19 protein-coding genes and 1 tRNA gene are annotated in these 21,494 nt (G+C 68.1%); 11 read left to right on the top strand and 9 right to left on the bottom strand.

What is annotated here, in order from left to right; translation table 11 throughout:
- Window positions 1–45: 45 nt before the first annotated feature.
- Window positions 46–1,002 (top strand): alpha/beta fold hydrolase, encoded by a 957-nt coding sequence (locus L687_RS41065; RefSeq protein WP_021201668.1) that lies wholly within the window; start codon window positions 46–48, stop codon window positions 1,000–1,002.
- Window positions 941–1,972, top strand: coding sequence for an FUSC family protein (locus L687_RS41060; RefSeq protein WP_040569864.1), 1,032 nt, complete (start codon window positions 941–943; stop codon window positions 1,970–1,972). Before L687_RS41065 ends, L687_RS41060 begins: the two co-directional genes overlap by 62 nt.
- Window positions 1,973–1,986: 14 nt before the next feature.
- Here L687_RS41060 and L687_RS41055 read toward each other — a convergent pair whose 3' ends face one another.
- From L687_RS41055 to L687_RS41045, 3 genes are read right to left on the bottom strand one after another with little or no spacing between them, the layout of a single operon-like run.
- On the bottom strand, window positions 1,987–2,490 hold the full coding sequence (locus tag L687_RS41055) for a hypothetical protein (protein ID WP_040569863.1): 504 nt from the start codon (window positions 2,488–2,490) through the stop codon (window positions 1,987–1,989).
- A gap of 1 nt (window position 2,491) precedes the next feature.
- Window positions 2,492–3,097: a dCTP deaminase gene (dcd, locus tag L687_RS41050; protein ID WP_021201666.1), complete on the bottom strand. Its 606-nt coding sequence runs from the start codon at window positions 3,095–3,097 to the stop codon at window positions 2,492–2,494.
- Between the two features lie 9 nt (window positions 3,098–3,106).
- On the bottom strand, window positions 3,107–3,901 hold the full coding sequence (locus L687_RS41045; RefSeq protein WP_021201665.1) for an IclR family transcriptional regulator: 795 nt from the start codon (window positions 3,899–3,901) through the stop codon (window positions 3,107–3,109).
- Window positions 3,902–4,025: 124 nt separating this feature from the next.
- On the opposite strand from L687_RS41045, the gene L687_RS41715 reads away from it, so the two are divergent.
- The 5 genes from L687_RS41715 (at window position 4,026) to L687_RS41020 (ending at window position 8,621) form a co-directional block, all read left to right on the top strand.
- On the top strand, window positions 4,026–5,369 hold the full coding sequence (locus tag L687_RS41715) for an MFS transporter (RefSeq protein WP_152525991.1): 1,344 nt from the start codon (window positions 4,026–4,028) through the stop codon (window positions 5,367–5,369).
- 29 nt (window positions 5,370–5,398) lie between these two features.
- Entirely contained in the window at window positions 5,399–6,436 is a 1,038-nt protein-coding gene (locus tag L687_RS41035) for a zinc-dependent alcohol dehydrogenase (RefSeq protein WP_021201663.1), read from the top strand.
- Complete coding sequence (gene rhmD, locus L687_RS41030; RefSeq protein ID WP_021201662.1) at window positions 6,433–7,611, top strand: L-rhamnonate dehydratase; 1,179 nt, start codon at window positions 6,433–6,435, stop codon at window positions 7,609–7,611. Before L687_RS41035 ends, rhmD begins: the two co-directional genes overlap by 4 nt.
- A gap of 17 nt (window positions 7,612–7,628) precedes the next feature.
- Entirely contained in the window at window positions 7,629–8,483 is an 855-nt protein-coding gene (locus L687_RS41025) for a fumarylacetoacetate hydrolase family protein (RefSeq protein WP_021201661.1), read from the top strand.
- A gap of 64 nt (window positions 8,484–8,547) precedes the next feature.
- Window positions 8,548–8,621, top strand: a tRNA-Gly gene (locus L687_RS41020).
- 91 nt (window positions 8,622–8,712) lie between these two features.
- Here the strand turns inward: L687_RS41020 and L687_RS41015 are convergent.
- Entirely contained in the window at window positions 8,713–9,990 is a 1,278-nt protein-coding gene (locus tag L687_RS41015; protein ID WP_021201660.1) for an MFS transporter, read from the bottom strand.
- The gene (locus L687_RS43335; RefSeq protein WP_373695055.1) at window positions 9,987–10,856 is read right to left on the bottom strand and encodes a tyrosine-type recombinase/integrase; all 870 of its coding nucleotides are present in this window, start codon (window positions 10,854–10,856) and stop codon (window positions 9,987–9,989) included. Before L687_RS43335 ends, L687_RS41015 begins: the two co-directional genes overlap by 4 nt.
- Window positions 10,857–11,288: 432 nt before the next feature.
- On the opposite strand from L687_RS43335, the gene L687_RS41010 reads away from it, so the two are divergent.
- Window positions 11,289–13,124, top strand: coding sequence for an AMP-dependent synthetase/ligase (locus L687_RS41010; protein WP_021201658.1), 1,836 nt, complete (start codon window positions 11,289–11,291; stop codon window positions 13,122–13,124).
- Window positions 13,125–13,141: 17 nt separating this feature from the next.
- The gene (locus L687_RS41005) at window positions 13,142–14,065 is read left to right on the top strand and encodes a DUF1295 domain-containing protein (RefSeq protein WP_021201657.1); all 924 of its coding nucleotides are present in this window, start codon (window positions 13,142–13,144) and stop codon (window positions 14,063–14,065) included.
- Here the strand turns inward: L687_RS41005 and L687_RS41000 are convergent.
- Entirely contained in the window at window positions 14,031–14,510 is a 480-nt protein-coding gene (locus tag L687_RS41000; RefSeq protein WP_021201656.1) for a hypothetical protein, read from the bottom strand. The two genes, L687_RS41005 and L687_RS41000, sit on opposite strands and share 35 nt — an antisense overlap.
- A 159-nt stretch (window positions 14,511–14,669) precedes the next feature.
- Here L687_RS41000 and L687_RS40995 point away from each other — a divergent pair, with 159 nt between their 5' ends.
- Complete coding sequence (locus L687_RS40995) at window positions 14,670–16,226, top strand: serine hydrolase domain-containing protein (protein WP_021201655.1); 1,557 nt, start codon at window positions 14,670–14,672, stop codon at window positions 16,224–16,226.
- Window positions 16,227–16,252: 26 nt separating this feature from the next.
- On the opposite strand, the gene L687_RS40990 is transcribed toward L687_RS40995, so the two are convergent.
- The 3 genes from L687_RS40990 to L687_RS40980 all read right to left on the bottom strand — a co-directional run bounded on the left by L687_RS40990 (window position 16,253) and on the right by L687_RS40980 (window position 20,576).
- Window positions 16,253–17,662: a rhamnulokinase gene (locus L687_RS40990; protein ID WP_021201654.1), complete on the bottom strand. Its 1,410-nt coding sequence runs from the start codon at window positions 17,660–17,662 to the stop codon at window positions 16,253–16,255.
- Window positions 17,659–19,695, bottom strand: coding sequence for a bifunctional rhamnulose-1-phosphate aldolase/short-chain dehydrogenase (locus L687_RS40985; protein ID WP_021201653.1), 2,037 nt, complete (start codon window positions 19,693–19,695; stop codon window positions 17,659–17,661). Before L687_RS40985 ends, L687_RS40990 begins: the two co-directional genes overlap by 4 nt.
- 119 nt (window positions 19,696–19,814) lie before the next feature.
- Window positions 19,815–20,576 carry a DeoR/GlpR family DNA-binding transcription regulator gene (locus tag L687_RS40980; RefSeq protein ID WP_021201652.1) on the bottom strand — a complete coding sequence of 254 codons (762 nt, stop codon included), beginning with the start codon at window positions 20,574–20,576 and terminating at the stop codon, window positions 19,815–19,817.
- Between the two features lie 117 nt (window positions 20,577–20,693).
- Here L687_RS40980 and L687_RS40975 point away from each other — a divergent pair, with 117 nt between their 5' ends.
- On the top strand, window positions 20,694–21,479 hold the full coding sequence (locus L687_RS40975; protein WP_021201651.1) for an SDR family NAD(P)-dependent oxidoreductase: 786 nt from the start codon (window positions 20,694–20,696) through the stop codon (window positions 21,477–21,479).
- Window positions 21,480–21,494: the final 15 nt, after the last annotated feature.

The raw sequence follows: 21,494 nt of genomic DNA, 5'->3' as shown, positions 1-21,494 counted from the left end.
TAATATACGTATGATCGTTCGTATTGTTCTGGCGAAGGAGCTCTCATGCCGTCCGTTCCCGCGCTGCTCGCCCGCAGCATCCATACCGCCGCCGCGGTCTCGCCCCGGATCGCGGGCGACATCGCCTACCGCCTGTTCTTCACGACGACTCCGCGGATGGCGGTGCGCGAGGCGGATGCCCCCACCCACGCCGACGCGCGCCGCGGAGGAATCACCGTGCGCGGCGTCGACGTCGCCACGTACGAATGGGGCGCCGGGCCACGAACCCTCCTGCTCCTGCACGGATGGCGCGGGCGGGCCTCGCAGTTCGCACCGCTCGTGCGAGAGCTCGTCGCCGAAGGGTTCCGTGTCATCGCGTTCGACGCCCCGGCCCACGGCGCCTCGCCCGGGCGGGGCACCGACATCCGGGACTGGATCGATGCCGCCGAGCAGCTGCAGACCGACCACGGACCGTTCGACGCGATCATCGGACACTCGCTCGGCGCCTTGGCCGCACTGACCATCGCGCGGTCGACCGTTCCCACTCCGGCGGTCGTCGCGATCGCCGGAGCCGCGAGTCCCGACGCCTTCGTCGCCCGGTTCGCCGACGACCTCCGCCTCGACGACGCCACGACGGCGCGCCTCTCCGAGCGGTTCCGTCGGAGGCTCGGCATGGATCGGTCCGAGGTGTCAGCGCGCTATGACGCCGCCCGTCATCCGCTCCCTGCCGGCACCGCACTCCTCGTCGTGCACGACCGTGACGACCGGCGCATGCCCGACCACGATTCCCTCCGGTTGCACGATGTCCACGGCGACCGCTCGCGCCTCGTCCGCACCGAGGGTCTCGGCCACACGCGGGTGCTGTCGGCGGATGCCACGCTCGATGCGGTCGTCGCCCTTGTCACGGGCGCATACCCCCTGACCGCGTCGAAGGATTCCGAGGGCGACGTAGGCTGGATCGGTGGCGGATTCCCGGGGAAGAGTGTGGACCGGCGTTCTGCGCGTCGAACCGCACCGCGGTGACCACCGGGTGGCGCTGCGCGCCGCGGTCAGTGTGGCGGTGCCGCTGCTCGTGCTGTGGATGCTGGGACGCCTCGACCTGAGCATCTACGCGAGCTTCGGGGCCTTCGCCGCGCTCTACGGGCGCCACGACGTGTTCCGTGATCGCATTCGGATGCAGGCCAGCGCGGGTGGTGTGATCCTCGCCTCGATGCTCATCGGTACCGCGCTGTCGGTGCTCACCGCTCCCGCCGCGGTCAGCATCCTCGTCGTCGCGGTCATCGCCTCCGCCGTCACCCTGCTCGCCTACACGATGCGGTGGCATCCGCCGGGGCCGCTGTTCCCGGTGTTCGCGGTCGGGGCGTGCGCCACGATCCCGGCCACCGCCGCCTCGTTCGGCGACGTGCTCGTGGTCGGCGGGCCGAGCGTGCTGTTCGGGCTGGCCATCACCGCGCTGGTCGGCATCTTCACGCGCAGCACCGCGGATGTGGCGCTGAAAGCCCGGCAGCCTGTCGGTCCCATCGCCGGGGAGATGGCGGTGTCGGTCGGCATCGCGATCGTGGGTGCGGGCTTCGCCGGTCTGCTGATCATGGATTCGCACTGGTACTGGGCGGCCGTCGGCGCGGTCGCCGCGGTCAGCGGGCCGCAGCTGAATGCCCGGGTGATCCGCGGCATCCAGCGCCTCGTCGGCACCCTGCTCGGCGTCCTGGTCGCAGCAGGCATCCTCGCCATCGACCTGCCGCCGCTCGCCGTCATCGCCCTCGTGGTCGTGCTGCAGGCCGCCGCCGAACTGTTCGTCGGCCGCAACTACGGCATCGCGATGGTGTTCATCACCCCGCTCGCACTGCTCATGGTGCACCTCGCCGCGCCGACACCGGTCGACATGCTGCTGCAGGACCGCGCGATCGAGACCGTGATCGGCGTGGCTGTGGGCACTCTGGTCGCCGTGGCGTCGGCGGCCCTCCGGCGCCGGCAGCTGCCGAAGCGGGCCTGAACCTCAGGCGACGCCTACGCGATCGACGCGAACGAGATCGATGCCGCGAGATCGACACCGGCGACGTCTGCGCCCGCGAATGGGAAGGTCGTGGTGTTCAGCAGGTATACGCCCACGATGATCGCGGCGACGAAGAGCAAGAACAGGAAGGCGAAGATCACGACAGTGAGCACGCGGTAGCCGCCCGATGTCGGAACCTCCGGGGCGACGGAGGGCAGCGCCCAGTCGTCGGCGACCGCGGCGGGCGGCTCCCCCTCGAGGATGGCCGGAGTCGGACGCGGACGGTCGGAACCACGACGCGTCGCGGGCGGAGGCGGCGGGATCACCGCGTCGGACGCGGATACGTCGGAGGGGATGTCCGCGGGTGGCGGGGTCAGCAGACCCTCCGGGATCGGGATCTCGGGTGGGGGCGGCGGGATGACGACGTCGGCGGGCGGGATCAGCGGCTCGTCCGGGAGGGCGCCCGGCTCGTCCGGGACGACCGGCTCTTCCGGGGGTGTGCCGCTGACATCGCTCATCTCAGCCTCCGACTGCTCCGATGTCGGTCGTGCCGACATCCGTCCGATGGAAGTTCTGGAACGACCGGGAGGCGGTCGGTCCGCGCTGACCCTGGTACCGGTTTCCGTAGGGGCCGGAGCCGTACGGGTTCTCAGCGGGCGAGGTGAGGCGGAAGAAGCAGAGCTGGCCGATCTTCATCCCCGGCCACAGCTTGATGGGAAGGGTCGCGACGTTCGCGAGTTCGAGCGTGACGTGCCCGGTGAACCCCGGGTCGATGAACCCCGCGGTCGAGTGGGTGATGAGCCCGAGGCGCCCGAGGGACGACTTGCCCTCGAGACGTGCCGCGATGTCGTCGGGCAGCGTGACCTGCTCGAACGTCGCCCCGAGCGCGAACTCGCCGGGGTGCAGGATGAACGGCTCGTCGGGGTCGACCTCGATCAGGCGCGTGAGCTCCGGCTGGTCGACCGAAGGATCGATGAACGGATACTTGTGGTTGTCGAACAGCCGGAAGTACCGGTCCAAGCGCACGTCGATGCTCGACGGCTGGATCATCCCGTCTTCGCGCGGTTCGAGGCCGATGCGGCCGGATGCGAGTTCTGCCTTGATGTCGCGGTCGCTGAGAAGCACGGGTTCAGCCTAGTTGCCGGGAGCGAGACCGTGGAGGCGCATCCCGGTTCGAATGCGCAGCACGGTACGTCGAAGAGGTTCCACCATCGAGTGCGGCCATCGTTCGTCAGTGCGACTGGTCGGCATCGTGATGCTCACCGCAGCGGCGACGCCCGTCTCCTCGGGCCACGTCAGCGGCATCGCCACGCATCTGCAGCCCTCGATGAACTCCTCATCATCCACGAAGTAGCCCACATCACGCCCTTTCTCGATGACGGCGAGGATGTCGTCGGGGTCGGTGATCGTCCGGGCCGTGAGCCGCGGGATCGCGACCTGATGCAGGCGGTGGATCACGTCGTCGTCGCCGAGCGTGCTCAGCAGAGCCTTCCCGATGCCGGTTGCGTGCGCATGGAGGCGCATGCCCACACTCGACGCCAGGCGCATGGGGTTCGGCGAAGGACTGATCGCGATATAGACGTTCTCCACGCCGTCCAGCCGCGCCATCTGCACGGTTTCTCCCGTCTCGTCGGTGAGCGCACGCATGAGCGCTGGCCCCGATTCGAGAAGCAGACTGTGCCCGTCGTATCGCTGCCCGATCTGCCAGGCCTTGAGCCCCAGCGAGTACCGCTTGCTCGACACGTCGTATTCGACCCACCCCGCGGCGACCAGCGTGCGGAGCAGCCCATGCGCGCTCGACCGCGGCAATCCCAGTTCAGCGAGGAGCGCAGGGAAGGTCTGACCCTCGGTCGTCGCAAGGTGCTCGATGATCTCCAGAGCCCGACCGGCGGATTTCACGGCAAGGGGGGCCTGCGCGGTGTCCGTCATATCTCCCTCGATGGCTGCGTTGTGTCCGACGCGAACGTGTGCCACACTATCGCGCGTTCAGGTCTGAGACATCTCGTTCATATACGTGAACGAGATGGATTCCCTCGTCAATGGAGATGCCCTGATGTCCACCCCGTCCTCCGTGCGGCCCGAACTGGCCGCCATCGTCCGCAAGGTCACGCTCCGGCTGATCCCGATCCTGCTCCTGATGTACATCCTCGCCTTCCTCGACCGAGCCAACCTCGGATTCGCCAAGGCGGCCTGGCAAGCCGATACCGGGATCTCGGATGCCGCCTACGCCCTCGGCGCCGGCATCTTCTTCCTCGGCTATGCCCTCTTCGAGGTGCCGTCGAACCTCATCATGCGCAAGGTCGGAGCCAAGATCTGGCTCGCTCGCATCATGATCTCCTGGGGCATCGTGTCCTCATTGATGGTGTTCGCCACGAACGAGTGGATCTTCTACGGGCTGCGGGTTCTCCTCGGCATCACCGAGGCCGGGTTCTTCCCCGGTGTCATCCTGTTCCTCACGTATTGGGTACCGCTGCAGTTCCGCGCGCGCGTCAATGGACTCTTCTACTTCGGCGCACCTCTCGCGTTCATCTTCGGTGGACCGCTGTCCGGCATGCTGCTCGACCTGGACGACAAGGTCGGCATCCACGGCTGGCAGCTGATGTTCCTGGTGACCGGCATCCTCACCGTGCTCGTCGGCGTCGTCGCCTTCTTCTACCTCGATAACGGCCCGAAGGACGCGAAGTGGCTGCGTGAAAGCGAGCGCTCGAGCCTGCTGGCCGCCCTCGAGGCAGAGGATTCCGCCAAGGAGAACCACTCGCCACGGGGCGCTCTGCGCGCGCTCGGGAACCCGATCGTGCTCTACTTCGCCGCGATCTACCTGACGATCCAGATGAGCGTCTACGGCGTGACCTTCTACCTGCCCACTCAGATCGCCACGATCGTCGGCAAACCCGTCGGCCTCGAGGTGGGCCTGCTGACAGCCGTGCCATGGACGTTCGCGCTCATCGTCACCTTCATGCTCTCCCGGCTCGCGGACAGCACCGGCCAGCGTCGCCTCATCGCGACGTGCGCACTCGCCGCCGCGGGGGTCGGGATCGTCCTGTCCGCCGTGATCCAGGATCCGCTCATCGCGCTGGCGGCTCTGAGCGTCGGCGCCGCGGGATTCATCTCGGTGCAGCCGGTGTTCTGGACGCTGCCGACCTCGTTCCTCCTCGGAGCTGCCGCGGCGAGCGGCATCGCGCTCATCAACTCGCTCGGCAGTCTCGGCGGCTTCCTCGCGCCGATTCTCAAGAACTGGGCCGACGCCACTTTCGGCGACAACGCAGGACTCATCATCTTGGCCATCATCGCGTTGTCCGGCGCCGCCCTCATCGCCCTGAGCCGGGTCGTGAGCCCCGCCGTTCGCGAGACGGACGGCATCGGACTCACCACAACCACCACAGCCCGCCCACGCTGACCGCGTCCGGCAGAAAAGGAGACACCCTCATGCGCGAGCTCATCCTCACCGAGATCGGACGCCTCGAGGTCCACGAAGCCCCGATCCCGACCCCGGGCCCCGACGAAGTGCTCATCCGCGTGGTGGCGACCGGGATCTGCGGATCCGACGTCCACGGGTACACCGGAGAGAATGGCCGACGCTTTCCCGGCCAGGTGATGGGGCACGAGTCCAGCGGGACGATCGCCGCCACCGGGGCGGAGGTGGACGGTCTCGCCGAGGGCACCCCGGTGACCTTCAATCCGGTCGTCGTTCCGGCCGCGGATGCGGCTGCCTTCGCCGGGCGCGAGCAGCACCATCCCGGCAAGCACGTCATCGGGGTGGCGCGGGACGTCCCCGCTGCGTTCGCGGACTACGTCGTCGTGCCCGGACGCAACGTGGTCGCACTGCCCGATGGTCTGCCGATCGAACTGGGCGCACTGATCGAGCCGCTCGCCGTGGCCGTGCATGCCGTGCGCCGCCTCCCTGCCGGACGCCTCGGCCGGGTGCTCGTTATCGGCGGCGGCCCGATCGGGCAATCGATCGTGATCGCGCTGCGTGATGCGGGCGCGGGGACGGTGTTCGTGAGCGAGATGGACGCCGCTCGCCGCGAGCTCGTCCAGCACCTCGGGGCCGAGACCATAGATCCCGCTGATGGTCCGATCGCCGACCAGCTCCGGGCGCGTGGAGGCCTCGTCGATGCTGCTCTGGACGCGGTGGGAATCACTCCTACGCTGCGTGACGCGTTGACCAGCACGACCCTCGGAGCGCCGATCTGCCTGGTCGGGATGGGCGCCCCGCAGGTGAGCATCGACGCTTTTCTCGTCAGCACCGAGGAGAGATCGCTCATCGGCAGCTTCACGTATGGATCAGATGACTTCACCGACGCCACCGAGATCATCGGCGCCGAACCGGAGGTCTATCGAGCGCTGATCAGCCGCGAGATCGACGTCTCCGCCGCCGACGACGCCTTCACCGCCCTCGCAGCGGGCGACGGCACCCCGGGCAAGGTCCTTGTCCGGTTCGACCGAGAGGAAACGACACGATGACCGGCACTCCCACCATCCGCGAGGTCCGCGCCTACACCGTCCGCGGCGGTGGGGCGGACTACCACGACCAAGAAGCCGACCACTGGATCGACGATCACATCGCGACTCCCATGAGCGTCTACCCGGAGTATCGGCAGTCGCGCCAGAGTTTCGGGCTCAACGTGCTGGGCACCCTGGTGGTAGAGATCGAGGCCAGCGACGGCACGGTCGGGTTCTCTGTGACGACCGCGGGCGAGATCGGCGCATTCATCGTGGAGAAACACCTCGCTCGATTCCTCGAGGGTCGGAAGATCACCGACATCGAACGCATCTGGGATCAGATGTACAAGTCGACCTTGTATTACGGGCGTCGAGGCGTGGTCCTGAACGCGATCAGCGGCGTCGATCTCGCCCTCTACGACCTGCTGGGCCGGGTACGGCAGGTTCCGGTGTTCGAGTTGCTGGGTGGCTCGGTGCGCGACGAGCTCCAGTTCTACGCCACGGGCGCGCGCCCCGATCGTGCGAAGGAGCTCGGGTTCATCGGTGGGAAGATGCCGCTCCACCACGGCCCTGCCGAGGGCGAGGAAGGGATGCGGAAGAACATCGCTCTGCTGGCCGAGATGCGGGAGAGGGTCGGCGATGACTTCTGGCTGATGTACGACTGCTGGATGTCGCTCGACGTCGACTACGCGACGCGCCTCGCCCATGCCGCTGCCGACTACGGCCTCAAATGGATCGAGGAGGCGCTCATCCCCGACGACTATTGGGGATACGCAGAACTGCGCAAGCGGGCACCGGCGTCGATGTTGATCACGACCGGCGAACACGAGGCCACTCGCTGGGGGTTCCGACAGCTGCTCGAGACCGGCGTCGATCTGATCCAGCCCGACGTGGGATGGTGCGGCGGCATCACCGAGCTACTGAAGATCTCCGCCCTCGCCGACGCCCACGGCACCATGGTCGTTCCACACGGCTCATCCGTGTACTCGTACCACTTCGTCGTGACGCGGACGAACAGCCCATTCGCCGAGTTCCTCATGATGCATCCGACCGCCGAGGAGATCGTCCCGATGTTCTCTCCGATGCTCGTCGGCGAGCCCGTTCCGGTGAAGGGCCGGCTCAAGGTTCCGGAGACTCCCGGCTTCGGTGTCGAGCTCTCCGACACGATCGACAAGCACCGCCCCTACACACACTGAACCTGGAGACACGACACATGGAATTCCTCCGACTCGGGGCGGCCGGCGCCGAACGACCCGCCGTGCGCCAGGACGGCCGCGTCCACGATCTCACCGTCCTTACTGTAGACATCGATGGCGCCTTCCTCGCTCGCGACGGGATAGCCCGTACCCGTGAAGCCCTCGCTGCCGGCGCTCTCCCCGAACTCGACGGTGCTGCGGCGCTGCGGGTCGGCCCACCGATCGCCCGTCCGATGGCGGTGCTGTGCATCGGGCAGAACTATGCCGCTCATGCGGCCGAGTCGGGCGATGCTCCGCCTGTCGTGCCGATCCTCTTCCACAAGCACCCCAACACGATCATCGGAGCATTCGACGACGTGATGATTCCGCCCGGCGCGGAGAAGGTGGACTGGGAGGTGGAACTCGGTGTGGTGATCGGCACCCGGGCGCGATACCTCGAGAGCCCGGAACAGGCACTCGCACACGTGGCCGGATACGTCGTCTCGCACGATGTCTCCGAACGCGCGTTCCAGGTCGAGCAGTCCGGCGGGCAGTGGTCGAAGGGAAAGAACGCGGAGACCTTCAATCCGCTCGGCCCGGCTCTCGTGCCCGCAGACGAGGTCGACCCGCAGGCACTGCGACTCTGGTCGACCGTGAACGGCGAACCCCGTCAGGACTCGAACACCGCAGACATGATCTTCACCGTGGCGCAGATCGTGCACCACTTGTCGCAGTACCTCGTGCTCGAACCGGGCGACTTGATCAATACGGGCACGCCACAGGGCGTCGCGCTGTCGGGCCGCTACCCATACCTCCGCTCCGGGGACGTCGTCGAGATCGGCATCGAAGCGCTCGGGCGACAGCGGCAGCGCCTGGTCGACACGCGACTCTGAGCCGGGCTTTGGCCAACGCCCGAGACACAGGTAGGCTTGCCCTCACCTGCTCTCGGGCGGGTACGGGGCTGTAGTTCAATGGTAGAACTTCTGCTTCCCAAGCAGACAGCGCGGGTTCGATTCCCGTCAGCCCCTCCACACAGCTATCCCCCGTTTCGCGGTGCTTTCGACCGCCACATTCTCGCGACTCCGTGGCGCCTTTGGCGTGTTCCGTGCCAGAGACGTGCACTCAGTCCGTTCCCTTGGTAGCCGAAGACGCTGGATTCTCGACCTGACCAGGATTCGGCACCGGCACGACAGTTCGTATAGGGCTACAGACGAACACGATCGCAAACGCTATGTATCCGACGGCGAGCACGACCAACGCGCTGCGTGTGCCCAGGAGCTCGGCCATCGCACCGCCCAAGACGGCTCCGACCGGGATCGTCGCAGCGTTCAACACTTGAGAGACGGAGCTGACTCTCCCCTGGAGATGCGGCGGCGTGAAATGTAGCCGGAGCGTCATGAGCGCCACGCCGCCGAGCGCGATTCCGAAGCTCACCGTGAACACACCGACAGCGAACAGCGCGACGGACGAGCCCGATTGCGTCGCAGGCAACAGCAACGACGAGGGAGCGGTGAAGACGAACGCAAAGGTCGCCACCTTGCCGAGCCCATAGCGGCTGATGAGTCTCCCACTGACGAGCGCCGCAGTCAGCCCGCCGACACCGCCCGCGGTAAGGACGAATCCGATGGTGTCCGAAGCGACACCAAGGTCTCGCGAGAGGTACAGGATATCTAGTGCACCGCTGGCGGAGAGAAGCAGGTTGGCGGTCGCGGCGCCCATAGTGATCCACATCAGAATTCGGCTTGAGCGCAGGGCTCCCAACCCCTCGCCGATCTCAATCGTGAGTCGCCGTCGGGGTGGCGGCGGCGGAGCGGCCTGACCGACGATCGTCAGGAGCGCCACAGCGCAGATGAGAAAGCAACCCGCGGTGATGAACAGCGTGTTGGAGGCGCCGATCAGCGCGACCAGGAGACCACCAACGGCCGGCCCTACTACCCGGGCCGCCGAGCGCCCCGCCTGCATCGACCCCGTCGCCGATGCATAGTCGTTCGACGGAACAACCTGGCGCAGATACGGCGTGAAGGCTGATTGGGACATCGCGGTGAACACTCCCGTCGTGAAGGCAAGCGCCAACAGCACGGGGAGCGTCAGCAGCTCGAGCTGCGCTGCCACAGGGACGGCGCTGAGGCTCGCCACCCGACCAAAGTTCGCCGTTACGAGGATCATGCGGCAGCGTTGCTGGCTTCGATCGACCAGGGCGCCCAGAAGGAGGCCGAGGATCGCAGCAGGCAACCACTGGAGCGCTTCGAGCAGTCCGACGACGAATGCGGACGCCTGCAGCTGCTCGATCGCGATCAGCGGCAGCGCAACGACAGCGACCATCGTGCCTGCCGCACTGACAGTTTCTGCGACGAGGAACGTGGTGAACGGCTTACCGAGCGTGCGGAACCCCGTGGTCATCCGGCGTTCCGCTCAGAGCTGTGGGGTGTGTGTTCACCGGTGACCTGGCCGTTGCGACGCTTATGCCATTCACGGATTTGCGCGTCACTGTCTTCGCTCGAGAATGAGACGAAGTCGCTGTGAAGCGACCCCGTGCTTTGGCCGATTCGGTCACGGATCACGGCTTCCGGCACGCCGCCCGCTACCAGATCGGCAACGTGCGCGCGCCGGAGATCGGTGAGGTGAACGTCAACCCCCGCCGTGGCGCAGTACTGCGCCCACCGATGCTGAACTGATTGGTAGCGCAACGGCGTGTCACGGCCCGACGCGGTGAATAGGGGGCCCGAGGACACTGCCAGAAAGCGCAAGTGATTGGTCAGCCTCAGCAGAACGTCTCGATTGTCCACGAGCACACGCCTGCGTTTGCCGCCCCACCCTGTCACGTAAAGGGATGCGGATGCTTCCTCAAAGTCCTGCACCTGCAGAGCTAACACTTCACCAGGCCGGAGTCCGAGGTGAGCAAGCAATCCGAACACCAACTGGTCTCGGTCTGCATAGTGAGGCATCGCTGCGAACACGGCATCGATCTCCGTCCTGAGGTTCCGGGAGGAGCGACGCGGCGGCTCTTCGGCGCGCGCCCGTTCGCGGCCTCCATGAGGAGGCAGGAGGTCCGCTCGCCCGCAATCGCGGAGAAGCCCTCGCAAAGCGGACAGTCGCCGTGCACGTGTGGCGATGGCTTGAGCCGTCGGCCAGGCCAGATACTCGCTCACCACGTCACCATCGATCCCGCCTCCGTGCTCGGCGGCAATTCTGACCAAGACCCTTAGGTCTGTCTCATAGCCACGTATCGTGCTCGGCCGGCGCCCCACACGGCGCAGTTCCTCCATGTACGAACTAAGCGCTTCTTCCGCCTCCATACTGCGACAATATCGATTGACACAGTTTTTTGGGAAGGCGACCTTCGATGGTCAAGGCCGACCGGCCCTCGGTGACGGGCGGAACGATCGAGGTCTTGGCTCGAAGGAGTCTCGATGCGCGAAGGACTTCGCTACCGAGGAGATGACCCTCCGCGTCGAAGTCGAGGATGATCTCGCCCTCTCCGCGCGGGGGCACGGATGCGGACGCACTGCGCACAGTTCTGACGACATGCTGTCTTCCGCACCACGTTGTCTTCCGCACCACGCTGTCCTCCGCACCGCGCTGTCCTCCGACGCGAGCCTTCAGATCATCCCATCCGAATCACCATCGGTTCCGAACAACGGTCGATGGGCGATATTCGTGCGCCCTCCGCACCGTATGCACGACCGAGAGAAGGCCCGATGATCGAATCGACGACACCGCCACTCGCCGCGCTCGACGGCTACCGCAACGTCACCGACCTGCTCGTGGCGCGCGCCGCCTCGGCTCCGGATCACGTCGCCTTCGAGGTCGAGGACGCGCGCTCCGGGTCGTGGCGGCCGATCACGACGCGCGCCTTCGAAGCCGAGGTGCGCGTGCTGGCGAAGGGCTTCATGGCCCAGGGCATCCGGGCGGGCGACCCGATCGCGATCATGGCGCCGACGCGCTACGAATGGGCCGTCGCCGACCTCGCCGCCTGGTTCGCCGGCGCCGTCGTCGTGCCGATCTACGACACGTCGTCGCCATCGCAGGTGGATGCCATCGTCGCCGATGCCGGTGTGCGCCTGGCGATCGGCGGCACCGCCGAGCACGCGGCACTCCTGCAGGACGCACTGGCGGTGTCGGACTCCGACACGATCGGGGCCTGGACGATGGATGCCGGGACATCCGCCGCCCTCACCGCGCTGGTCGCGAGCGGCAGCGGCGTCACCGATGAGGAGCTCGAGGCCCGCAGGACGACCGCCACTCAGGACGACCCCGCGACGATCGTCTACACCTCGGGCACCACGGGCGAGCCCAAGGGCGTGGTCCTCACCCATCGGAACTTCCTCGGTCAGGTGCTGAACATCGCCGCGGCGTACAGCGAGATCGTGAACGAAGACGGCAACACCGTCATCTTCCTCCCGCTCGCCCACGTGCTGGCACGCGGACTCCAGCTGATCTGCCTGGCCAGCGGCATGCGCATCGCGCACCTCTCCGACCCCTCGACGGTCGTCGCCACCCTCGACGCGCTGCGCCCGACGTTCCTGGTCGTCGTGCCGCGAGTGCTGCAGAAGATCCAGGCGGCCGCCGCGGGCAAGGCCGCCGACAAAGGACTGGCGGGAGTCTGGGCGAAGGCCGAGTCGACGGCGATCGCCTGGGGTCGCCGCGCCGAGCGGGTCGATGCCGGCAGACGCGTCGCGAGGGACCGCGGCCTCCACGTGCGTCACCGCCTCTTCGACGCCCTCTTCTACCGGCGTCTGCGTGCCGTGATGGGCGGGCGCGTCGGCTACATCCTCTCGGGCGGAGCGGCCCTCGACACCGACCTCTCGCTCTTCTTCCGCGGCATCGGGGTCCCCGTGATCGAGGGCTACGGCCTCACCGAGACCACTGCACCGCTCACCGGCAACCTGCCGGGGCGTATCGCCTCGGGCAGCGTCGGCGCGCCCCTCCCCGGACTCACGGTGCGCATCAGCGACGAGGGCGAGGTGCTCGCTCGCGGCATCGGCGTGTTCGACGGCTACCGCAACCCGGCTCACGACGACGGCGCCTTCGTCGACGGCTTCTTCCGCACCGGCGACCTCGGTCGTCTCGATGCGCAGGGCCGGCTGATCCTCGAAGGGCGACTCAAAGACGTGATCGTGACCTCGAACGGCAAGACGATCGTGCCGACCCGCTGGGAGAGCGCGGTCGAAGCTCATCCACTCGTCTCGCATGCGGTGATGGTCGGCGAGGGGAAGCCGTACCTCTCGGCGCTGCTCGTGCTCGACCCGGAACAGGCCGGCGCCTGGGCCGAAGCGCAGGGCAGCCGCATCCCGTCGACCAGCACGACCAGCCCGACCGACATCCGCACGGTGGACGACGCGGCCCTGCACGCTCACCTGCAGCGCGCCGTCGACGCCGCCAACGCACTCGTGGCGCGTAGCGAGCAGGTGCGCCGGTTCAGCGTGGTCTTCGCCGACCTCGACGACCGCGGGCTCGTCACACCCACCATGAAGCTCAAGCGGAGCGTCGTGCTGGATCGCGCGGCCGTCACCGTCGAAGACCTGTACCTCTGAGAAACAGAAAGCACACCATGTCCTCCCCCACGCCCTCCGACGCCAAGTCATCCCGCTCCTCGGTCATCGCGATCCTCGCGGCCCTCGTGATCGGCACGCTCGTCGCGGTCGCCGGCAGCCAGAACGGCGCGACGATCGGCGGCATCCCACTGTTCGCCTTGGCCGTCGCCGCCGCGTTCGCGATCCAGGTCATCGCGTTCATCCCGGCGATGCTCCTGCAGACCGAGCGATTCTTCGACCTCACCGGCAGCCTTACCTTCTTCGCGATCTCTGCGGCGCTGGTCCTGCTGGCGCCACAGCCCGACGCGCGCAGCTGGATCCTCGCGGGGATGGTGATGCTGTGGGCGGTGCGCCTCGGATCCTTCCTGGCCCTGCGCGTGCACAAGGCCGGCTCGGACGGACGCTTCGACCAGATCAAGGGCTCCCCATTGCGGTTCCTGCAGGTGTGGATCATCCAGGGCGCGTGGGTGTCGCTGACCGCGGCCGCGGCATGGATCACGATCAGTGCGGACTCCGCCACCCGCGCACCCATCGGATGGCTGACCGTCGTCGGGATCGTCGTGTGGGTTCTCGGCATGGTGGTCGAGATCGTCGCCGACGCGCAGAAGTCGGCATTCCGTGCAGACCCGCGCAACCGGGACGAGTTCATCCGCACGGGACTGTGGTCGCGGTCGCGCCACCCGAACTACTTCGGCGAGATCGTGATCTGGGTGGGCGTGTTCCTCACCGCCGCCCCCGTGCTCGTCGGGTGGCAGTGGATCGCGCTGCTCTCGCCGCTGTTCGTGATCCTGCTGCTCACCCGGGTCAGCGGCATCCCGCTGCTGGAAGCGCGCGCCGAGAAGAAGTGGGGCGATCGCGCCGACTACATCGCCTACCGCGAGAACACGCCGGTGTTGATCCCGAAGCTCACGCGGGGCGCGGTGCAGGAGACGGCGGCGTAGACCGGATCGCGCGACGGGTGAGGAGCGCGACGGGGATGTGACCGGCAGCGAGGACGACCGCGGCGAGCGCGATCCATGGATTGCTCAGCCACCCCGCAGCGCAGAGGAACACGACCACCGGCATGACCGCCATCGGCACCGGAACGCGCCAGAGCGAGGCGTAGAGCAGAGTCTGCTCGCGGCCCTCGACGATGTACCGACACCACAGCACGTCGTAGGTCGCCAGCGCGACAGCGGCAGGAAGCACCCACCACCAGATGATCGCGCCGGGGACCGTGATCACCGGCACGACGAGGCACAGCGCCTGCCCCGCCCGTTCGACGCCTTCGAGGGGCCGCGGCACGCGCACGAGCACGTTCCGCCCGCGCGGAGGGAACCACATCAGCAGGAGATTGGGAGCGAGCACGACGATGCTCACGATCAGCCCGAGCGGTGAGAATCCCACGCTCGAAGGCTACCGACTTCGTCTCCCCGCACACATCGGGCCCCGACACTCGGTGCCCGCGGACATGACTTCGACCGCCCGGCACGAGAGTGTGGAGACGAACCGGCGTTCTGCTTGAGAGCACCCGCCGCGAGAGCACGCCCGAACAAAGGAGTCTCCATGTCCAGCGAAACCCTGGTCGCGCCGCTCGTCGACCAGCTCGACGCGTTCTTCGGTCAGTACACGGCTGCGGGTCAGTCGCCGGGGCTCGTGTACGGACTCGTCGGCACCGACGGACTGGAGCACACCCGGGGGTTCGGGACCGCCGACGACGACGGCACCGCCCCTGACGCCGACACGGTCTTCCCGATCGCCTCGATGACCAAGAGCTTCGTCGCACTCGGCGCCCTGCTCGCCCGAGACCGCGGGCTCCTCGACCTGGAAGCCCCCATCACCGACTTCTATCCGGAGTGGCACGGCACGGTGGGTGACGAACCGGCTGCCGCCCCGACGCTGCGGCAGCTGCTCAGCATGGGCGGCGGACTCACCGAGGACAACTCGTGGGTCGACCCGTTCCTGGGCCTCTCCGAGGCGGAGCTGGTCGAACGGATCAGACCCGGCTTCAACTACAGCACCCATCCGGGAAGCGCCTTCGAGTACTCGAACATCGGCTTCACGATGGCCGGTCTCGCCGTAGGCAAAGCCGTGAGCCGACGCGTGGAGGACTGGGTCACCGACGAGATCCTGCATCCGCTCGGGATGAACAGCACCTGGTTCGACAACCGCGCACCGGAAGAGGGATTCCGCCGAGCGGTCGGCTACTCGCTGAACACCGACGGCGACTGGGTGGGGTTCCCTCCCGCCGTGTCCGATGCCATGGCCGCAGCCGGCGGCATGCAGTCGACGATCAACGACCTCAGCATCTGGGTGCGCTTCCTCGCCGCCGCCACACAGCCCGCGTCGACACCCGCGGGCAGTGACGATGCCGTCGTCAGCCGGGCGTCACGGCGCGAACTGCAGCGCATCCATCAGGTCGACATCCCGTCGCTCCAGGCACGCCCCGAAGGCACCTGGAAGTTCGTCACCGGGGGCTACGCGCTCGGACTCTTCGTGCACGAAGACCTGCACCGCGGACGCATCGTCACGCACAGCGGCGGACTTCCGGGATTCATCCTGAACATGGTGTGGCACGCGGGATCCGGGAAGGGCGTCGTCGTGTTCACCAACAGCCACCGGAGCAACCCGGTCGCCCTGTCGGAGGACGCCCTGTTCCGCGCCCTCGCCTTCCACGACACCCCCGCCCGCACCGTGCAGCCGTGGCCGGAGACGCATCGGCTGATGTCCGCCGCCGACGAGCTGATCCGCTCCTGGGACGACGGTACGGCCGCCGCGATCTTCGCCGACAACATCGACTTCGACCGCCCGCTCCCCCAGCGCCGAGCTGCGATCGACGAGCTCATCGCCCAGGTGGGCCCGCTGCTCCGCGACCGCGGCGCGCCCGAGGTCGTCTCCGCGGCGACCCCGGCAGACATCACCTGGTCGATCCCCGCCGAACGCGGCGAGCTGATCTGCATGATCCACCTCACCCCGGTGCGCCCCGCACAGATCCAGGAGTTCGAGGTGATCGCCGTGGAGCGGAGCGTTCCGCGTGCCGCACGACCGACCGACATCTCCGCCCGGCGCCGCGCCTACGCCCGACCGACCGTGAGCTCGCTGCCGAACACGCGCGTGCTCTGAGCCGCGGCCGCGTTCCCGACGTCGCGTCAGCCTCGCGGATCGAATCGGCGCACCGGGTGTGTCGCCGCGACGAGCGCGCGCAGCCCCTCCAGGTCGGCAGCAGCAGCGCCCAGGGCACGCGCCTGCACGAGCACGTTGCCGAGAGCGGTCGCCTCGACGGGACCGGCCAGCACCGGGAGCCCGGAGCGATCGGCGGTGGCCTGGCAGAGGAGCGCGTTGAGCGAGCCGCCCCCGACGAGGTGGATCACGTCGACCTCGCGGCCCGAGAGGGCGGATGCCGTCCGCACGGTCGCGGCGAAGGCCGCCGCGATGCTCTCCACGATGCTGCGCGCGAACGCCGCACGGCTCGTCGGCGCAGATGCCCCGTCCGCCTGGATCAGCGCGGCGATGCGGGCGGGCATGTCGCCGGGCGCGCTGAGCGAAGGATCGTTCGCATCGAACAGCGGCACCCCATCCGGGACCGCGGCTGCCGCAGCGAGCAGCTCCGCCAGATCGATCGACGCGCCGTCCTCCCCCTCCCACGCCCGCACACTCTCGCTCAGCAGCCACAGACCGGTGACGTTGTGCAGAAAACGGTATCGACCATCGACGCCGAGCTCGTGGGTGAAGTTCGCCTCGCGCGCGGCGTCCGTCAGCACGGGTTCGGTCAGCTCCAGTCCGACGAGACCCCACGTGCCGCACGAGATGTACGCGGCGGAAGGCGACGTCATCGGCACGGCGACCACTGCCGAGGCGGTGTCGTGCGAACCGACCGCGATCACTGGGAGGTCGGCGCCGATCCGGGCGGCGAGATCCGGACGCAGCGACCCGATCACCGCGCCGGGGTCGATGAGCGGAGGGAGGATGCGCGACGGGATGCCGATGCGCGATGCGAGATCGCTGTCCCACTCCCCGTCGTCCACTCCGAGCAACCCCGTCGTGGAGGCATTCGTCCGCTCCGCCGCGCTGACGCCCGTGAGCAGGAACGCGATCAGGTCGGGGATGAGCAGCGCCACGTCGGCGTCAGCGATCCGCTCGTCGACCCGGTACTGGTACAGGGTGTTGAAAGGCAGGAACTGCAGTCCGTCGCGGGCGTAGAGATCGGCGAACGGAACGATGTCGTGCACCTCTGCGACGCCCCGGGCGGTGCGGGAATCGCGGTAGTGGAACGGCTCGGCGAGAAGAGCGCCGTCCGCGAACAGCCCGTAGTCGACGGCCCAGGAATCGATCCCGATGCTCTCGATCGCCGGTTCGCGCCGTACCGCCTCAGTCAGACCCGCCACGACGTGCTCGTACAGGGCCGAGAAGTCCCAGTGCAGACCGTCGTCGCGCTCGACAGGGCCATTGGGGAAGCGCGCCACGAGCTCGAGCTCGAGCCTCCCCTCCCCGATCCGCCCGATCATCACACGGCCGCTGGTCGCCCCGAGATCGACGGCCGCGACCGCGCGCACGCTCATCGCAGGAACGCCGCGGCGACGCCGGAGTCGACGGGGATGTGCAGACCCGTGGTGCGGCTGAGCTCGGGACCGGTCAGCACGTAGACCGCGTCCGCGACGTTCTCGGGCACGACCTCGCGCTTGAGGATCGTGCGGTTCGCGTAGTACTGACCGAGGTCTTCTTCGGCGACGCCGTAGGTCGCGGCACGGTTCGCGCCCCAGCCCGAGGCGAAGATGCCGGAGCCGCGGACCACGCCGTCGGGGTTGATGCCGTTCACACGGATACCGTACTCGCCGAGCTCGACCGCGAGCAGCCGCACCTGGTGCGCCTGGTCGGCCTTGGTGGCGGAGTAGGCGATGTTGTTGGGGCCGGCGAAGACCGAGTTCTTGGACGAGATGTAGATGATGTCGCCGCCGAGCTTCTGATCGATGAGCACGCGGGCGGCGGCCTTCGACACGAGGAACGACCCCTTGGCCATCACGTCGTGCTGCAGATCCCAGTCCTTCTCGGTGGTCTCGAGCAGCGGCTTCGACAGCGAGAGGCCGGCGTTGTTGACCACGAGGTCGACGCCGCCGAACGCGAGCACCGCCTCGTTCAGGGCGGCCTGCACGGCCTCGGCGTCGGCGACGTTTGCCGCGATGCCGATCGCGACATCGGTGTTGCCGAGCTCGGCGGCAGCGGCCTGCGCCTTCGAGGCGTCGAGGTCGGCGACGACGACACAGGCGCCCTCGGCCGCGAGGCGGGTCGCGATGGCCTTGCCGATGCCGGATGCGGCGCCGGTGACGAAGGCGATACGGCCCTGGTGCGACTTCGGCTTCGGCATGCGCTGCAGCTTGGCCTCCTCCAGCACCCAGTACTCGATGTCGAACTTCTCGGCGTCGGAGATCGGCGAATAGGTCGACAGGGCCTCGGCGCCACGCATCACGTTGATCGCGTTGACGTAGAACTCGCCGGCGACGCGGGCGGTCTGCTTGTTCGCACCGTAGGAGAACATGCCGACACCGGGGATCAGCACGATGAGCGGGTCGGCACCGCGGATGGCAGGAGACGTGGCCGTCGCGTGCGCGTCGTAGTACGCCTGGTAGTCGGTGCGGTACTGCTCGTGCAGCTCGTGCAGGCGCGCGATCTGCTCCTCGGCAGACGCCGTGGCCGGCAGGTCGAGGATCAGCGGCTTCACCTTGGTGCGCAGGAAGTGGTCGGGGCAGCTGGTGCCGAGCGCGGCGAGGGCGGGCGCCTGTTCCGACGCCAGGAAGTCGAGGACGACGTCGGCGTCGGTGAAGTGTCCGACCATCGGCTTGTCGGTCGAGGCGATGCCCCGGATGGTGCCGGCGAGGGCCGCAGCGCGCTCACGGCGCTCGGGCGCGGGGAGGGCCTCGAAGCCCGAGCGGACGCCGCCGAACGGGTCGGCCTTGCCGTGCTCGGCGATGTAGGCGGCGGCGGTGTCGATGATCCAGAGGGAGTTCGCCTCGGCCTCCTCCGACGTGTCGGCCCAGGCGGTGATGCCGTGCCCGCCGAGGATGCAGCCGATCGCCTGAGGATTCTGCTTCTTGATCTCGGCGATGTCGAGTCCGAGCTGGAAGCCGGGACGACGCCACGGCACCCAGACCACCTTGTCGCCGAAGATCTTCGTCGTCAGCGCCTCACCGTCGGCCGCGGTGGCGATCGCGATGCCCGAATCGGGATGCAGGTGGTCGACGTGCGCGGCGTCGACCAGGCCGTGCATGGCGGTGTCGATCGACGGGGCGGCACCCCCCTTGCCGTGCAGGCAGTAGTCGAAGGCGGCGACCATCTCGTCTTCGCGGTCGAGTCCGGGGTACACGTCGACGAGCGCGCGCATGCGGTCGAGGCGCAGCACGGCGAGACCGCTCTCGGTCAGGGTGCCGAGGTCGCCGCCAGAGCCCTTGACCCACATCAGCTCGACCGGCTGGCCCGTGACGGGATCGGTCTCGGTGCCCTTGGCCGAGGTGTTCCCTCCGGCGTAGTTGGTGTTCTTCGGGTCGGCGCCGAGGCGGTTCGACCGGGCGATCAGAGCGGCGGCGGTGGCGTTGGTCATGACTCTCCAAGACAGGGGCGATGCACACGACCGTGTGCACTCGTGCTGTTACTTCTTGTGAAAGATAACACGAACTGACGTCCTGGAGAAAGGGTGTCTGGCGAGGGCGTCCGGGAGATTCAGAGGATGTCGGCGATATCCCGGAAGGCATCCAACCGCTCGTCGCCGGGATCGAGCTCGGTGATCAGCACCGAGATCTCGTCGCGCTCGAGCGCGCGGGCCACCGACCGGCGCCCGAGCTTGCTGGAGTCGATGCACACCACCGTGGTGCCGGCGTTCGAGGCCATCGCCTGCTTCAGCTCGGCTTCGTCCACCGAGACCTCGGACGTGCCGTCGGCGCCGTCGAGCGCGTCGGCCGAGGAGAAGAAGGTGTCGAAGTAGACCGAACGCATGCTCCGGCGGGCGATCGGGCCGACGAGACTGCCCGTGGTGGGCTCCGCGGTGCCACCGGAGATCACCGCCGTCACGCCGTCGAGCGGATGAAGCACCTGGAACGACTCGAAGGAGTTCGTGTACGCCGTGAGCCCGGCGCGCGGACCGATCGCCGAGGCGAGCATGTTGACGGTCGACGACGCGTCGAGCGCGATGCTGCCATGAGACGGGACGAGTCGCAGCGCCTTCTCGGCGATCGCCTTCTTCGCGCTCGCCCTGATGGCCCGGCGCGCATCGAACGGGCGCGCTCTGGGGGCGGCGGTCGCCCCACCTCGCACCCGACGTACTCGGCCCTCCGCCTCCAGCTCGAGCAGGTCGCGTCGGATCGTCATCGACGACACCGCGAACAGTTCGGCAGCGGCCTCGATCATCACGCCCTGCGGGCCGTTCGCGAGTTCGACGAGTTCGTCTCGACGTCGTTGCGCCTCGAGATTGCCGGAAAGAGCCATGGGAGGAATCTATCCGGTGTGCACGCCGGGGCCGATCCCCCGATCATCGACCCTCGCTCTGTGCGCTCATATGAGCGGCTGGTGTCGTGAGGTGAGCGCCGCCGCTAGGCTCTGCTCATGCTCGGAAACACCACGGAACCTCTTCTCGGCCGCATCGCCGTCGTCACGGGCGGGGCGCGGGGCCTCGGTTACGCCATGGCCGAGGCACTGGCGACCGCCGGCGCCGATGTCGCCCTCCTCGACCGCCTCGACACCGTCGCCGATGCCGCCGACGCCCTGCAGTCCGAGACGGGGCGGCGTGGCATCGGCGTCAGCGTCGACGTCACCTCCGACGCCTCCGTCGCGGCTGCCTTCGACGCCGTCGCCGCGCAGTTGGGCGTGGCCGACGTGCTCGTCAACAGCGCGGGCATCACGCTGGGCACGCCCCTCCTCGACACCACGCCAGCGGACTGGCGGCGGGTGCTCGACGTCAACGTCACCGGCACCTTCGTCACGAGCCGTGAGTTCGCGCGCCGGCACGTCGAGGCCGCACGAGGAAACCCGGCCAGCGTGGTCAACGTGTCGTCGATGTCGGCGTTCGCGGTGAACATCCCGCAGACCCAAGCGGTCTACAACACGTCGAAAGCCGCGGTGTCGATGTTCACCAAGAGCGCGGCGATCGAGTGGTGGCCGCACGGCATCCGCGTCAACGCGATCGCCCCGGGATACTTCGCCAGCGACATGACCAGGGACTTCGTGGCGGAGAACCCCGAGATGGCCGACGAGTGGGTGCGGCGCATCCCCGCCGGGCGGATGGGGGAGCCCGAAGAGCTCGGCGACCTCCTGGTCTACCTCGCGAGCGAGCGGTCGAGCTACGTCATCGGGCAGAGCATCCTCATCGACGGTGGTTACACCAGCGTGTGAGAGGCCGCCGGACGG

The organism is Microbacterium maritypicum MF109 (assembly GCF_000455825.1).
In the GTDB taxonomy this organism is placed as follows: domain Bacteria; phylum Actinomycetota; class Actinomycetes; order Actinomycetales; family Microbacteriaceae; genus Microbacterium; species Microbacterium maritypicum_A.
This window is presented reverse-complemented; position numbering and strand designations above follow the sequence as displayed.

What these genes read in the sequence shown, in the direction of transcription:
- L687_RS40980 (WP_021201652.1), bottom strand. Translation starts at nt 20,576, where the DNA reads ATGGCTCTTTCCGGCAATCTCGAGGCGCAACGACGTCGAGACGAACTC.
- L687_RS40985 (WP_021201653.1), bottom strand. Translation starts at nt 19,695, where the DNA reads ATGACCAACGCCACCGCCGCCGCTCTGATCGCCCGGTCGAACCGCCTC.
- rhmD (WP_021201662.1), top strand. Translation starts at nt 6,433, where the DNA reads ATGACCGGCACTCCCACCATCCGCGAGGTCCGCGCCTACACCGTCCGC.
- L687_RS41005 (WP_021201657.1), top strand. Translation starts at nt 13,142, where the DNA reads ATGTCCTCCCCCACGCCCTCCGACGCCAAGTCATCCCGCTCCTCGGTC.
- L687_RS41035 (WP_021201663.1), top strand. Translation starts at nt 5,399, where the DNA reads ATGCGCGAGCTCATCCTCACCGAGATCGGACGCCTCGAGGTCCACGAA.
- L687_RS41055 (WP_040569863.1), bottom strand. Translation starts at nt 2,490, where the DNA reads ATGAGCGATGTCAGCGGCACACCCCCGGAAGAGCCGGTCGTCCCGGAC.
- L687_RS41010 (WP_021201658.1), top strand. Translation starts at nt 11,289, where the DNA reads ATGATCGAATCGACGACACCGCCACTCGCCGCGCTCGACGGCTACCGC.
- L687_RS41045 (WP_021201665.1), bottom strand. Translation starts at nt 3,901, where the DNA reads ATGACGGACACCGCGCAGGCCCCCCTTGCCGTGAAATCCGCCGGTCGG.
- L687_RS40975 (WP_021201651.1), top strand. Translation starts at nt 20,694, where the DNA reads ATGCTCGGAAACACCACGGAACCTCTTCTCGGCCGCATCGCCGTCGTC.
- L687_RS43335 (WP_373695055.1), bottom strand. Translation starts at nt 10,856, where the DNA reads ATGGAGGAACTGCGCCGTGTGGGGCGCCGGCCGAGCACGATACGTGGC.
- L687_RS41025 (WP_021201661.1), top strand. Translation starts at nt 7,629, where the DNA reads ATGGAATTCCTCCGACTCGGGGCGGCCGGCGCCGAACGACCCGCCGTG.
- L687_RS41065 (WP_021201668.1), top strand. Translation starts at nt 46, where the DNA reads ATGCCGTCCGTTCCCGCGCTGCTCGCCCGCAGCATCCATACCGCCGCC.
- L687_RS41015 (WP_021201660.1), bottom strand. Translation starts at nt 9,990, where the DNA reads ATGACCACGGGGTTCCGCACGCTCGGTAAGCCGTTCACCACGTTCCTC.
- L687_RS40990 (WP_021201654.1), bottom strand. Translation starts at nt 17,662, where the DNA reads ATGAGCGTGCGCGCGGTCGCGGCCGTCGATCTCGGGGCGACCAGCGGC.
- L687_RS41715 (WP_152525991.1), top strand. Translation starts at nt 4,026, where the DNA reads ATGTCCACCCCGTCCTCCGTGCGGCCCGAACTGGCCGCCATCGTCCGC.
- L687_RS40995 (WP_021201655.1), top strand. Translation starts at nt 14,670, where the DNA reads ATGTCCAGCGAAACCCTGGTCGCGCCGCTCGTCGACCAGCTCGACGCG.